This window comes from Rubrivivax albus (genome assembly GCF_004016515.1).
Lineage (GTDB): Bacteria > Pseudomonadota > Gammaproteobacteria > Burkholderiales > Burkholderiaceae_C > Rubrivivax > Rubrivivax albus.
This window is the reverse complement of sequence record NZ_SACT01000004.1, coordinates 19,494-32,971: the sequence shown is the minus strand read 5'-3', so window position 1 is coordinate 32,971 and position 13,478 is coordinate 19,494. Positions and strand designations below refer to the sequence as shown.

9 protein-coding genes are annotated in these 13,478 nt (G+C 73.1%); 3 read left to right on the top strand and 6 right to left on the bottom strand.

Annotated elements, in window-relative coordinates; all coding sequences use genetic code 11:
* The first annotated feature begins 145 nt into the window (after window positions 1-145).
* Together ppsR and ENE75_RS13235 are read left to right on the top strand one after the other, a co-directional pair.
* Window positions 146-1,612, top strand: coding sequence for a transcriptional regulator PpsR (gene ppsR, locus ENE75_RS13240; RefSeq protein ID WP_128198804.1), 1,467 nt, complete (start codon window positions 146-148; stop codon window positions 1,610-1,612).
* Window positions 1,613-1,670: 58 nt separating this feature from the next.
* Complete coding sequence (locus ENE75_RS13235) at window positions 1,671-3,887, top strand: GAF domain-containing protein (RefSeq protein ID WP_128198803.1); 2,217 nt, start codon at window positions 1,671-1,673, stop codon at window positions 3,885-3,887.
* A 27-nt stretch (window positions 3,888-3,914) separates the two neighbouring features.
* Here the strand turns inward: ENE75_RS13235 and ENE75_RS13230 are convergent, their stop codons facing one another.
* The gene (locus tag ENE75_RS13230; RefSeq protein ID WP_128198802.1) at window positions 3,915-4,565 is read right to left on the bottom strand and encodes a biliverdin-producing heme oxygenase; all 651 of its coding nucleotides are present in this window, start codon (window positions 4,563-4,565) and stop codon (window positions 3,915-3,917) included.
* A 59-nt stretch (window positions 4,566-4,624) separates the two neighbouring features.
* Between ENE75_RS13230 and bchO the strand changes: the two genes are divergently transcribed.
* Window positions 4,625-5,515 carry an alpha/beta fold hydrolase BchO gene (gene bchO / locus ENE75_RS13225; RefSeq protein ID WP_128198801.1) on the top strand — a complete coding sequence of 297 codons (891 nt, stop codon included), beginning with the start codon at window positions 4,625-4,627 and terminating at the stop codon, window positions 5,513-5,515.
* A gap of 13 nt (window positions 5,516-5,528) precedes the next feature.
* Here the strand turns inward: bchO and ENE75_RS13220 are convergent, their stop codons facing one another.
* The 5 genes from ENE75_RS13220 to ENE75_RS13200 form a co-directional block, all read right to left on the bottom strand.
* Entirely contained in the window at window positions 5,529-7,331 is a 1,803-nt protein-coding gene (locus ENE75_RS13220; protein WP_128198800.1) for a magnesium chelatase subunit D, read from the bottom strand.
* Complete coding sequence (bchI, locus tag ENE75_RS13215; RefSeq protein WP_128198799.1) at window positions 7,328-8,362, bottom strand: magnesium chelatase ATPase subunit I; 1,035 nt, start codon at window positions 8,360-8,362, stop codon at window positions 7,328-7,330. The genes ENE75_RS13220 and bchI overlap by 4 nt, the downstream gene beginning before the upstream one ends.
* Before the next feature lie 333 nt (window positions 8,363-8,695).
* Entirely contained in the window at window positions 8,696-9,631 is a 936-nt protein-coding gene (locus ENE75_RS13210; RefSeq protein WP_128198798.1) for a dimethyl sulfoxide reductase anchor subunit family protein, read from the bottom strand.
* 83 nt (window positions 9,632-9,714) lie between these two features.
* Window positions 9,715-10,440 (bottom strand): 4Fe-4S dicluster domain-containing protein, encoded by a 726-nt coding sequence (locus ENE75_RS13205; RefSeq protein WP_128198797.1) that lies wholly within the window; start codon window positions 10,438-10,440, stop codon window positions 9,715-9,717.
* On the bottom strand, window positions 10,437-13,355 hold the full coding sequence (locus ENE75_RS13200) for a molybdopterin oxidoreductase family protein (protein ID WP_259371712.1): 2,919 nt from the start codon (window positions 13,353-13,355) through the stop codon (window positions 10,437-10,439). Before ENE75_RS13200 ends, ENE75_RS13205 begins: the two co-directional genes overlap by 4 nt.
* Between the last annotated feature and the right edge of the window lie 123 nt (window positions 13,356-13,478).

Genomic DNA, 13,478 nt, shown 5'->3' with positions numbered 1-13,478 from the left:
CTGCGGCAGCCGCACCCGGGACCCTCTGGGTTCCGTGGTACCGTCACCGGTAGGTGTCGACACGCCGCGACACCTCGGCCCAGGGTCGCCGACTCGACCCGACGGAGTGACGACGTGTTCCTGGCGCGCGGGTGGAGTGCACCCCATGACTGAACAGGCCCCGGATCCAGTGGATCTCGGCGCCCTGTCGGCGCTGGCGCCCCAACTGGCGGCCACCTTCGTCTCGGTGGCCAGCGACGTGGCCCTGGTCATCGACCCGGGCGGCGTGATCACCAACGTGGCCCTGGGCGCCGAGCCCATCACCTCGCAGCCCGGAGACTGGGTGGGCCGGCCCTGGGTCGACACCGTCACCGGCGAGACGCGCCAGAAGATCGAGGCCCTGCTGCAGGAAGTGCAGGCCGCCGGTGTCAGCCGACGGCGCGAGGTCAACCACCCCGTGTCCGGGGGTGCGGACGTGCCGGTGGCCTACGCCGCCGTGCGATTGGGGCGCAACGGCCCGGTGCTGGCCGTCGGCCGCGACCTGCGCGCGGTGTCGGCCATCCAGCAGCAGTTCATCGACGCCCAGCAGTCGATGGAGCGGGATTACTGGCGCCAGCGCCAGGCCGAGAGCCGCTACCGCATGCTGTTCCAGGTGGCGCACGACGGCGTGATGGTGGTGGATGCCGCCAACCTGCGCATTGTCGAGGCCAACCGAGCCGCCGCCGCCCTCTTCGACGCGCAGCCGGCCGACATGACCGGCCGCCTGGTGAGCGACGGCATCGCCGCGCCGCTGCGCGCGACGGTGGACGAACTCCTGGTGGCCGCGCGCACCACCGGCCGGCCCGGCGAACTTCGCGCCCTCGTCTCACCGACCGGAGGCGCGGCCTCGGCACCGGTGGCGATCGACCTCTCGGCCACGCCGTTCCGGGCCGACGACGCCATGCTGCTGCTGGTGCGCCTGCGCAGCGCCGAGTCCCCGTTCGGTGACGGCGGGGCCGACCACCGGCTCACCGAGTTCGTCGAGCGTTCGCCCGACGCCATCGTCATCGCCGATTCGGCCGGCCGCGTACTGATGAACAACCCGGCGTTCGCCCAGCTGTGCCGCGACAGTGGCGGCCTGCCGTCGGACATCGCCACCCCGGTCGGTCAGACGCTGGTGACGTTGCTGGGCGACACCGATGGCCGCGTGGCGGCGGCGCTGGCCGAGGCGCGCAGCCGTGGCATCGCCGAACTGCGCCCGGCCGTGGCCGGCGTGCACGTCGGACGCCAACTGGATGTGGAACTGTCGGCGGCCCTGCTGGCCGAGGGCGATCAGGAGTGCATCGGGCTGACCCTGCGCCGCATCGACGGCCGGCTGGCCGCGCTGCCGCCGCAGATCGGCGAACTCGCCGGCGCGCTGGACCGGCTCGCGGTGCAGGTGGGCATCGTGCCGCTGCCGGAACTGCTGCAGGAAGCTACCGACCTGGCCGAGCGCCACCTGCTGGAAGCGGCCATGAACCGTGCCCAGGGCAACGCGATGCAGGCGGCACAGCTGCTGGGCATCAGCGCCGAGAGCCTGTGGCTGCGCATGCGCCACCACCGCCTGTCGATCGCCGGCCATGGCGGCAGTTTGCCGCCGGGTGCATTGAACTGAAGCGGCGCGTCGCGCGCGAACTGCCGCACGCCCGCACCATGCCCAGCCACGACCGGCCGTGACGCCCGACAGCCCCGCCTTCGGTCAGGCAGACCTGACCAACTGCGAGCAGGAGCTCATCCATCTGGCGGGCTCGGTGCAGCCGCACGGCCTGCTGCTGGTGCTGTCACCCGACGACCTGCGGGTCACCGCGGCCTCCGACAACGCCGCTGCGCTGCTGGGCCTGCACCCGGAGCACCTGTTCGGCCGCGCCCTGCCGACGTGGGCCCCGCAGCTGGCCGAGGCCGTGGTGCAGGCACGTGCCGACCTGGAAGCCGGTGAACCGGTCCCGCTGCAGGGCGCCACCGACGCGCGGCAGCACTGGGAAGGCGCCCTCCATGCGGTGGACGATGGGCGGCTGGTGCTCGAACTCGAGCCGGTGCCGGCGCGCGGCGCGTTGACGGTCGAGCATGACCGCGACGCCCTGATGCAGATGGTCGGCGGCGCCGTCGAACGGCTGGGGCAGGCCGCCAGCCTGGGCGTGCTCGCCGACGCCACGGTGAGGGCGGTGCGCGACCTCATTGGCCACGACCGCGTGATGGTCTACAAGTTCGACGCCGACGGGCACGGCGAGATCATCGCCGAGGCGCGCGACCCGCGGCTGGAGTCTCTGCTCGGGCACCACTACCCGGCCTCCGACATCCCGCAGCGCGCCCGCGCGCTGTACATGCGCAACCGCGTGCGCGTGCTGGTGGACGTGCACTACACGCCGTCGCTGCTGCGCGATGCCGCCGGCCGGCTCGTGGGCGACGCGCTGGACCTGTCGATGAGCTACCTGCGCAGCATGTCGCCGCTGCACCTGCAGTACCTGCAGAACATGGGCGTCACCGCCACGCTGGTGGTCTCGCTGGTGCGCGACGGCCAGCTCTGGGGTCTGATCGCCGCCCACCACTACGCGCCGCGCAACGTGCGCCACGCACTGCGTGCGGCCTGCGACCTCATCGGCGAGGTCGTGTCCACGCGCATCGCCGCCATCGAGAACTACGCGCACGCCCAGGTGGCCGTGCTCGTGCGCCGGCTCGAACAGCGTCTCGTGGAAGCCACGTCCACCGAAGGCGACTGGCGGCTCGCGCTGTTCCGCCACCCCCGTCACCTGCTGCAGCCGCTGGAGGCCACCGGTGGCGCGCTGTTCGCCGAAGGCGAGGTGCTGACGGCCGGCGAGGTGCCGTCCACGCCGGAGTTGCGCGCGCTGCAGGCCTGGGTGGACACGCAGGCGCAGGACCGCGTGTTCGCCCATGCCGCCGTCGGCAAGGCCAACCCGGCGCTGGCCAGCCTGACGCCCATGGCCAGCGGCGTGCTCGCGGTGCGCCTGTCGGCCACGGCGTCGGAGTGGCTGATGTGGTTCCGCAAGGAACAGCTGCACACCGTCACCTGGGCTGGCGACCCGAACAAGCCCATGGTCGGCGACGACCCGATGCACCTGTCGCCGCGGCGCTCGTTCGCCGCCTGGTCGGAACTCGTGCGCGGCACCGCGGTACCCTGGACGCCGGCCGATCTCGCGCTCGGCCGCGCCTTCGGCCAGGCGCTGGTGGACATCATCGTGCAGGTGCACGCGGTGCGCCTGCTGGTGGCCGAGCACCAGCTCGCGGGCATCCGCAACGCGGTGCGCAACGCCGGCGAGCCGGTGCTGATCACCCGTGCCGACGGCGGCCTGATCTTCGCCAACGCAGCGCTGCTGGCCCTGGTCGGCCGCGCGGAGACCGAGTTGCCGCCAGGCGGTGGTGTCGACAGCCTGTTCGACCCGCCGGCCCCGATGCGCGAGGTGCTCGCCCTGCTGGGCCGCGGCCAGCCGCATTGGCGCGGCGAACTGGCCCTGGCACGATCGGACGGCGGCGCGCTGCCGGTGGCGGTGCGGGCCGAAGGCGTGCCGGGTCGACATGGCCAGCCGCTGGGCCTGGTGTTCACGCTCGTCGACCTGCGCGACACCAAGCGCGCGGCGGAGGCCCGCCGGCACCTGGAGGCGTCGCTGCAGAACGCGATGAGCGCGGCAGCCAACCTGCATGCCATGCAGGCGGATCCTGCCACCGGCCTGGCCGGCATGGCACGCAGCACCGATCCGCTGCTGACCTCCATCCTCACCCACGCCAGCCTGGCGGCGATGGACTTCGCCGACCACAGCACCGCCGGGCCCGTGGCCCCGATGCTGGAGCAGCTGGAACGCTCCACGCAGCGGGCCACGCTGCTCTACGGCCGCATCCGCGGCTTCACGACACCGCGCGACGACGACGACGTCTGAACGTCGCTGCGCCGCCGGATGCAGGCCTCATGCCGGCGCCTGCAGCAGCTCCGCAAACAGCTGGCCGTGGCGCTCGAAGCCGCTCACGGCCTCGGCCACCAGTGACTGCGCGGCAGCCTCGTCGGGCGCGCAGCGGTCGAGCCCGGCGCGCAAGCCCGTGATGGCGCTGGCCACCGTGGCGGGCGGGCCAAAGTCGTAGAAGGCCACGGCCTGGCCCGGGGCGAGCTGGTAGGCCCGCGCCACGATGCGCGCCAGCGCCTGGCCGCCATTGAGATCGCCCAGGTAGCGCACATAGGCGTGTGCCGCCAGCAGGCTGGGGTCGGTCGCGGCCAGCGTCTGCAGCCGCAGGGCATAGGCACGCGCCGCCGGTGCCGCCGGCAGGTCCTGCGCCCAACGGCCGCCATGCAGATGCTCGAGGTCGATCGACAGGGCCGCGCAGCGCGCCAGGCCAGCCAGCGGCAGGTCAGCCAGGCCCGGGTGCAGGGCACGTTCGGCCAACCCGGATTCCAGCGCCGCATAGATCGTGTGCAGGCTGCTCAACAGGCGGCAGTAGTCCGCGCGCGCCAGTCGACCACGCAGCAACTGCTGCATCAGTGCACTGCGCTCGACCTCGCCATGCAGTTGGCGCGTGGCCTCGCGCAGGCGCAGCGACAGGCTGGGGGCACGTTCCGAACCCATCGTGGTCACGCCCTCACGGGTCGCACAGCCGGCCCCGGACCGCTGCACGACAATGCCCCATGACCCTGCCGGCCCTGCCCGCGCCCGACTGGCCCCATGCCGAGCACAGCCGAGCCACCGACGCCGGTGGCCTGCGCTGGCACTGGCAGGCCTGGGGTGACGACAACGCCGGCCCCGGCGCGCGGCGCACGCTGTTGCTGCTGCACGGCACGGCCGCCAGCACGCACAGCTGGCGCGCCCTGGCGCCGATGCTCGCTGCCCTCGGCTGGCAGGTGGTGGCGCCCGACCTGCCCGGCCACGCCTTCAGCGGCATGCTGCCGCGCAGGCAGCGCACGCTGCCCGGCATGGCGGCCGCCACCGCCGCGTGGCTGAATGCGCTGGCGCTGCAGCCCGACGCCGTGCTCGGCCACTCCGCCGGCGCGGCGCTGATGCTGCGCATGGCGCTGGACGGCAGCCTGCCGCGTGCGCGCCTGGTGGGGCTGAATGCCGCCCTGCTGCCCTTCGACGGGCTGGCCGGCCGCGTGTACCCCGCCGCGGCACGGCTGCTGGCCGCCAGCCCGGGCATCGCGCAGCTTGGTGCCTGGCGCGCGCGCGACATCGAGGGCGTGCGCCGGCTGGTGGCCTCGTGCGGTTCGGTGCTCGACGACGACGGCATCGCGCTGTATGCGCAACTGCTACGCCGCCCGACCCACATGGCCGGCGTGCTGGCGATGATGGCCGACTGGGACCTGGCCGGCCTGGCGCGGGACCTGGCGGGACTGGACCGGCCGCTGCACCTGCTGGTGGGCCAGCGTGACGCGGCCGTGCCGCCGACCCAGGCCCAGCGCCTGGCCCGCCGCCACGCCCACGTGCACCTGCACGAAGTCGGCGACCTCGGCCACCTGGCCCACGAGGAGGACCCCGACCGGGTGCTGGCCATCGCAGGGCCCCTGCTCGCCGGCGACGGTTGAAGGCGCCGCGCCCTCATCGCGCTGCCGTGGCCTGCACCACCTGGGACACCTGCCGCGCATCCGCGTGCGGCAGCGGCAGGTAGCGCGCCCCCATGGCCTGGGCCACGCGCTGGGCCGCCGGCTGCGGCTGCGGTGCGGTGTCCAGCCACAGCACGCCGGCACCGGCCTCGCGCCAGGGGCGGGCTGCGGCCAGCGCGTCGGCGCCCGCGGCCTCGCGGCCCGGTGAGCCGTCGCGCGACAGGTTGGCGCGGCCGTCGGACAGCACCACGACCACCGGCGTGGCGCCGCGGCGCATCTCCTCGTCCACCACCTGGCGCGCCAGGTCCAGCCCCGCGGCCAGCGGCGTGCCGCCCCCGCCAGCCAGCCCGGCCAGGCAGCGGCGCGCCCGCGCGAGCGATCGGGTGGGTGGCAGCAGCACCTCCGCACCCGGGCCTTCGGGTCGGCCGCGGAAGCTGACCAGGGCCACGCGGTCGCGGCGCACGTAGCACTCGGCCAGCAGCAGTTCCACCGCACCCTTGGCCTCGGCCAGCCGGTGCAGCGCCGCCGAGCCCGAGGCGTCGACGACGAAGACCGTGGTCGTCTGCCGGCGCGGGCGGCGGCGCACGGTGTGGAAGTCGTCGCGGCGGATGTGCACGCGCGGCAAGGCCGCCGACCCAGCCGGTACGCTGCGGGCCTCGGCCTCGCGCCGGCGCAGCGGCTGCCACGGCGCCGCGGCCCGCAGCGTGGCCACCAGGTGCAGGCGGGCGCCGCCGCGCGGGTCGCCGCGGCGGGCGCCGCAGGGCCGGCCACGGCCGGCGCCGTCGTGCTGCGCACCGGCGCGGCCGGCACCACCAGCCCGGCGCGTGGTGTCGCCGGCCGCCAGCAGCGCCAGCAGGCCCGGCGGCAGCGCGGCCAGGGCCGCTTCGAGCAGGCGCTCGACCGGCGGGCTGCCGTCGTCCAGGGGCGGCGCCGGGCTCGGGTCCGATGCGACCTCGGCTTCGGCGGGCGGCGACACCGCCGGTGGCGGCGTCTGATCGACGTCGTCACCGGCGTCGTCCACCACACCGTCCTCATCGGCGGCAGCCGGCAGCCGCGTCGCGCGTGGCGCCAGCACCAGCGCCGCCGCGGCCGCCGCATCGTCGGCCGTCACACGGTCGCGCCCGGCCAGGGCGGCCAGCGCCCGCGCGGCGCGCAGGGCCAGGCTGGCGGCCCGCAGCGACACGATGCCCAGGGCGTCGGCGGCCGCCACCAGCGCTTCGGGCAGGGCCTCGTCGTGCCCCACGGCCGGCAGACGCCGGCGCGCCGCGACCACCCTCGCAGCCAGGGTGGGCAGGTCGTCGCCGGCACCCTGCTCAGCATCGTCCAGCGTGAGGCTGAAGGCCAGGCGATCGACCAGGGCGTCGGCCAGCGGCGGGTCGTCGGCCGCCGCCTCGTCGAAGGCGATCAGGGCCAGCCGCGCCGGCAGGTCCGCCACCAGGCCATCGCGCGCCAGCGGCACGATGTGGCGGTCCAGCACCGAGGCCAGCGCGGCCACGCGACCCGGCGCCAGCCGTTCGGCCGAGGGCACCAGCAGACAGCCGCCATCGGCCTGTGCCAGCAGGCCGGGCTGCAGCACGGGCCGCCCGTGCTGCAGCGTGGCGGCAAGGTCCAGGCCGCCGTAGAGGCGGTGATCGTCGGCATGCAGCGGCAGCCGCCGCCAGGGGGCGTGATCGGGCAACAGGGCGCGCAGGGTGGAGAGCCAGGCCTCGCGTGCCGGCCCGGGCGCCCCGCGCAGACGGGCGCCACCCAGCCCCAGCGGGTCCACCGCCAGCAGCAGCGCGGCCTGCTCAGGATTCATGCGGGCGCAGCGAAGAGTTCGTCCACCGCACGCTGCACGCGCACGCTGGAGCCGGCATCGTCCAGCGGGTTGCGGCGCAGGCGGTGGCGCAGCGCCGGCGCCGCCACCTGCCGCAGGTGCCGGTCGTCCACGGTGTCGTCACCGTCCAGCGCCGCCAGCGCGCGCGCCGCGCGCATCAGCGTGAGTTCACCGCGCAGGCCGTCGGTGCCCAGGGCCATGCACAGGCGGGCCGAGCGCTCGAGCACCCCGTCGGGCACCTGCACGTCGGCCACGCGACGGCGTGCGGCCACGATGCGCCGGCGCAGGCGCTCGTCGTCCTTGCGCCAGCGCTCGACGAAGCCGGCCGGGTCGCGCTCGAAGGCGTCGCGACGCTTGACCACTTCCACCCGCAGCGCCAGGTCGGTGGGCGTCTTGACCTCCACCGACAGGCCGAAGCGGTCCAGCAGCTGCGGCCGCAGTTCACCCTCCTCCGGGTTGCCGCTGCCCACCAGCACGAAGCGCGCCGGGTGGCGCACCGACAGACCCTCGCGCTCGACGACGTTCTCGCCGGAGGCGGCGACGTCGATCAGCAGGTCCACCAGGTGGTCCTCGAGCAGGTTGACCTCGTCGATGTAGAGGAAGCCGCGGTTGGCGCGCGCCAGCAGGCCGGGCTCGAAGGCCCGCTCGCCCTGCGCCAGCGCGCGTTCCAGGTCGAGTGCGCCGACGACGCGGTCCTCGGTGGCGCCCAGCGGCAGGTCGACCACCGGCACCGGCACGCGGTGCGTGCGCACGCGGGCGCCCGGGGCCTTCAGCGTGGCGCAGTCGGGACAGGCGCCACCGCTCGATTCGGGTGCGCAGGCGTAGCGGCAGCCCTGCACGGCGGTCATTGGCGGCAGCAGCGCGGCCAGCGCGCGCACGGCGGTGGACTTGCCGGTGCCGCGGTCGCCGAAGACGAGCACACCGCCCAGCCCCGGGTCCACCGCCGCGACGAGGATCGCCCTCGTCATCTCGTCCTGCCCGACGATGGCCGAGAAGGGAAAACTGATCGCCATGCCCATGCTCCGTGCGGGCGAACCCGTCCGGGCCATTATGCGCACCGCGACAGGTACGGCGTCAATCGGCGTTGACAGCTGGTGCGATGCAGTCCGGTGTGGGCACGGATCCGGCCACGGTCTCGCAGCGCTCGACCGCTTCGGCAGGCACGAAACAGTCCGCAGGGACTGTTTCGTGTCCAGATCTCCCACGGTCTCGCAGAGCTCGACCGCTTCGTCAGGCGTGGAACAGTCCGCAGGGACTGTTCCACGTCCGGGCCTCCCACCGTCTCGCAGAGCTCGACCGCTTCGGCAGGCACGAAACAGTCCGCAGGGACTGTTTCGTGTCCAGCCTCAGCCCATGCGCTGGTAGTAGAGGTTTTGCGGGTGGCGGCCTTCGGCAAAGAACAGCCAGCGCTCACCCAGCAGCCCGGCCCACTGCAGCAACGCCAGCGCGGCCAGCAGGACGCCGGGCAGGCGGCCGCCCTGGGTGGCCAGCACGATGACCGGCAGCACGAAGGCGGCCACCGCCACACCCCAGCGGAGCCGGGGCAGCAGATCCGGTGCCGCGCCATGGGAGAACTCGCGCGTGCCGAAGGAACCGCCCAGCGTGCCCTGCGAGCTTTGCACGATGCGCGGGTGGCGGATGCCCAAGGCCGACTGCACCGTGCTGCGCGGTGCCAGCGTCGCGTTGCGCCAAGTGCTGGCGCCGCGCGTGATGGCGCCGAGCACCGTGGCCACGGCGGCGGCTCCAGCGGCCCAAGGCAGCAGCGCCGGCGCGTGGAAAGCGACCAACGCAGCGCCCAGCGTCAGCCCCGAGGCCAGGCCGAGCAAGGTGAAGTTCAACGGCGTCAGCGGGCTGGCCCATTCGCGGATGACGCCGACGGCCGCGTAGATCATGCCGGTGCACAGGTACAGCGCCAGCGCCAGCAGTGCGGCCAGCAGGCCGAGCCAGAAAGTGGTCCCGCCCTGCCACTGCGCCACGCCCCAGGCCAGCGTCGTGGCCAGGAAGGCCGGCAGCACGATGACCTCGCGCGACAGCCAGGACGTGCGCCACTGCGACGCCGCACGCCACGCACGCTTGGGGCGGCCGAGGTGGAACGTGGCCGCGACGAGCCCGGCAGCGCCCAGCACGAGCACCACGACTGCGCCGGTGACGAACAACGGCCCCTTGGGTGCCGGCAGCAGGCCCAAGGCCACCGCAGCGTCGAGCGCCACCAGCCCCAGCATCAGGCCCTGCGCCGCGCCGGCCAGGGTGGTGAAGAAGATCATGGACCAGGCGGGTCTCATGTCAGCACCGCCCGGCCGGTCCGAAGGTGTTGACAGCCCCCTTGGGGGGCAGCGAACGAAGTGAGCGTGGGGGTCGTTTCATCTCAATGCTCCCAGTCGGCGTCCAGCGGCGCGCCGTCGTAGGCCGGCTGCCGCCCGTCCACGTGCAGCGGGTTCTGTTCGCGGCGCAGCTGCTCGGGCCGCGTGGTGTCGCCGTGCAGGCGGCGCGGCAGGTAGTGGTTGGCCGGCTTGGTGCCGGCCTCCGGCATCAGCGGGTAGCCGCCGCGCTCGCGGATGGCCACCGAGACCTCGCTGTCGGGATCGTGCACGTCACCGAACAGGCGCGCACTGGTGGGGCACGAAATCACGCAGGCCGGCCGACGCTCGGCGGGCGGTAGCGCGGCGTCGTGGATGCGGTCCACGCACAGCGTGCACTTGGTCATCACCTTGCGCTGCTCGTCGAGCTCGCGCACGCCGTACGGGCACGCCCAGCTGCAGTAGTTGCAGCCGATGCACTTGTCGTGGTCCACCAGCACGATGCCGTCCTCGGGCCGCTTGTAGCTGGCGCCAGTGGGGCACACGGGCACGCAGGGCGGCTCTTCGCAATGCAGGCAGCTCTTGGGGAAGTGCACCGTCTGCGTGGCCGGGTACTCGCCCACCTCGAAGCTCATCACCCGGTTGAAGAAGGTGCCGGTGGGGTCGGCGCCGTAGGGGTTCTCGTCGACCAGCGGGCCGGCGCTGCCGGAGGTGTTCCACTGCTTGCAGCTGGTGACGCAGGCGTGGCAGCCGACACAGACGTTGAGGTCGATGACCAGGGCGAGTTGCGTCATGACGCATCCCCCTGCTTCGGCGCACCGGCAAACCAGGCCCGCCAGCGCGGTGGTGGTGATGTGCCGGGCAGCGCCGGCATGGCGTCGAACTGCGGGAAGCTGTGCGCCGGCTCGTCGGCCGCGGCCGGGCGGATGCGCACGCGGACGTCGTACCAGCCGGCCTGGCCGGTGATGGGATCGGAGTTCGACATGCGCCGGCCATCGGCACCCGGCGGCAGTTCCTCGCTGATCAGGTGGTTGAGCAGGAAGCCCTTTTCCGATTCGTTGGCGTCGCCGCTGAGCGCCCAGGCGCCCTTGGCCTTGCCGATGGCGTTCCAGGTCCACACCGTGCCCGGCTCGACGGCCTCGCTGTGGCGGCACAGGCAGCGCACCTTGCCCCACTGCGACTCCACCCACATCCACGCGCCGTCGGCGATGCCGGCGGCCAACGCCGTCTTCGTGTTGACGACGAGGAAGTTGTGCGCGTGGATCTGGCGCAGCCAGGCATTCTGCGAGTCCCAGGCGTGGTACATCGCCATCGGCCGCTGCGTGACGGCGGCCAGCGGGAAGGCGGCGCGGTCGCTGGACTGCACCTCCAGCGCCGGGTACCAGAAGGGCAGCGGGTCGAAGTACTGCGCGATGCGCTCCCGTAGGCGCTCGGGCGGCTTGCGTCCTTCGCCCTTGCCCTGCGCCGCCAGCCGGAAGCGCTGCACGAACTCGGAGTACAGGTGGATGGTGATGGGATCGTTGTCGCGCCGCAGGCCGTTGGCCTGCGCCCACTGCATGTAGCCCTTGTTCCAGTTCCGCATGTAGCGGATCTCCGGCGGCATCGTGTGGTGGTGCACGCAGTTGTTGGCCGCGTACATCTCCCACTGCTTCGGGTTGGGTTCGCCGCGCAGCGACTTCGAACCGTCCTCGCCGCGCCAGCCGGTCAGGAAGCCGATGCCCGACCCCGGCGCCGTCTCGTAGCGCACGATGAAGTCCGGGTAGTCGGCGTACTTGCGGCCGCCCTCGGCGGTGGTGAAGGCCGGCAGCTTCAGCCGCGAGGCCAGCTCCACCAGCACCTCCTGGAAGGGCTTGCACTGGCCCAGCGGCGGCAGCACCGGCACGCGCACCGAATCACAGGGGCCGTCGAACTCGCTGATCGGCCGGTCGAGCATCGACATCACGTCGTGCCGCTCGAGGTAGGTGGTGTCCGGCAGGATCAGGTCGGCGAAGCCCGTGGTCTCCGACTGGAAGGTATCGCAGACGACCACGAAGGGGATCTTGTACCCGCCGTCCGGCCCCTTGTCGGCCAGCATCTTGCGCACTTCCGACGTGTTCATGCTGGAGTTCCAGGCCATGTTGGCCATGAACAGCATCAGCGTGTCGATGGGGTACGGATCCCCGCGCCAGGCGTTGGTGATCACGTTGTGCATCAGCCCGTGGGCCGACAGCGGGTACTCCCACGAGAAGCCCTTGTCGATGCGCACCGCCTCGCCGGCGTCGTCGACGAACAGGTCCTCCGGGGTCTCCGGCCAGCCCAGCGGCGGCGCATCCAGCGGCGTGTTCGGCTTGACCGACTGCGGGCCCTTGGGCGGCCGGGCGTTGGGTGGCACCGCACGCGGGTACGGCGCCTTGTGGCGGAAGCCGCCGGGGCGGTCGATGGTGCCCAGCAGGCTCATCACGATGGCCAGCGCGCGGATGGTCTGGAAGCCGTTGCTGTGCGCCGCCAGCCCGCGCATGGCGTGGAAGGCCACCGGGTTGCCGGTGACGCTCTTGTGTTCCTGGCCCCACCAGTCGGTCCAGGGGATGGGCAGTTCGACCTTCTGGTCGCGCGCCGTGATGCCCATCTCGTGCGCCAGCGCGCGGATGCGCGCGGCCGGGATGCCGGTGATGCCTTCGGCCCATTCCGGCGTGCAGTCGCGCACGCGCTCTTCCAGCAACTGGAAGGCGGGTTTCACGGGCGTGCCCTTCAGCGGGCCGTCGGGCATCGTGAAGCTGCCGAACAGCCGCGGGTCGGTGCCGTCGGCGTGGTCGGCCACGGGCGCATCGGTGTGACGGTCCCACCAGAAGAAGTTGTGGGGCCGCAGCGGGTTGTGGATCTCGCCGTCGGGGTTGCGCAGCATCAGGCCGAACTCGTCGCTGGCCTCGTCCTGGTTCACCAGTTGCCCACCGTTGGTGTAGCGGCTGACGAAGGGCCGGTCGTACAGGCCCTGCGCGATCAGTTCGTGGATGATGGCCATGAACAGCGCGCCGTCGGTGCCCGGGCGGATGGGGATCCACTCGTCGGCGATGGCGGCGTAGCCGGTGCGGATGGGGTTGATGGCGATGAAGCGCCCGCCGTCGCGCTTGAACTTCGACAGCGACGCCTTCATCGGGTTGCTGTGGTGGTCCTCGGCGGTGCCGATCATCACGAACAGCTTGGCGCGGTCCAGGTCCGGCCCGCCGAACTCCCAGAAGCTGCCGCCGATGGTGTAGATCATGCCCGCGGCCATGTTCACCGAGCAGAAGCCGCCGTGCGCCGCGTAGTTGGGCGTGCCGAACTGGCGCGCGAAGAGGCCAGTGAGCGCCTGCATCTGGTCGCGCCCGGTGAACAGCGCGAACTTCTTGGGGTCGGTGGCGCGCAGGTGGCCCAGGCGCTGGGCGAGCAGCTCGAAGGTCTCGTCCCAGCTGATGGGCTCGTACTGGCCGGCGCCGCGTTCGGTGCCCGGCTTGCGGCGCAGCGGATGCGTCAGCCGCGCCGGCGAGTACTGCTTCATGATGCCCGACGAGCCCTTGGCACACAGGATGCCCTTGTTCAGCGGGTGCTCCGGGTTGCCCTCGATGTAGCGCACCTGCGGGCCGTTGCCATCACCGGCGTCGCGCAGGTGCACGCGGATGCCGCAGCGGCAGGCACACATGTAGCAGGTGGTGGTCTTGACCTCGGTGGTGGCGCCGGGCAGCGGCGGAGCCAAGGGGTCGTGCAGCGGGCGGGCGGTCGTGGTCACGGCCTGGTCTCCTGGGTCGGCCGCGGTCGAGCGCCGGGCTCGCCCCATCCTACGCCCGGTCAGTGATCCACAGAAGCGGATAATCTCGTT

What these genes read in the sequence shown, in the direction of transcription:
- bchI (WP_128198799.1), bottom strand. Translation starts at nt 8,362, where the DNA reads ATGGCGATCAGTTTTCCCTTCTCGGCCATCGTCGGGCAGGACGAGATG.
- ENE75_RS13205 (WP_128198797.1), bottom strand. Translation starts at nt 10,440, where the DNA reads ATGACGCAACTCGCCCTGGTCATCGACCTCAACGTCTGTGTCGGCTGC.
- bchO (WP_128198801.1), top strand. Translation starts at nt 4,625, where the DNA reads ATGACCCTGCCGGCCCTGCCCGCGCCCGACTGGCCCCATGCCGAGCAC.
- ENE75_RS13230 (WP_128198802.1), bottom strand. Translation starts at nt 4,565, where the DNA reads ATGGGTTCGGAACGTGCCCCCAGCCTGTCGCTGCGCCTGCGCGAGGCC.
- ppsR (WP_128198804.1), top strand. Translation starts at nt 146, where the DNA reads ATGACTGAACAGGCCCCGGATCCAGTGGATCTCGGCGCCCTGTCGGCG.
- ENE75_RS13210 (WP_128198798.1), bottom strand. Translation starts at nt 9,631, where the DNA reads ATGAGACCCGCCTGGTCCATGATCTTCTTCACCACCCTGGCCGGCGCG.
- ENE75_RS13220 (WP_128198800.1), bottom strand. Translation starts at nt 7,331, where the DNA reads ATGAATCCTGAGCAGGCCGCGCTGCTGCTGGCGGTGGACCCGCTGGGG.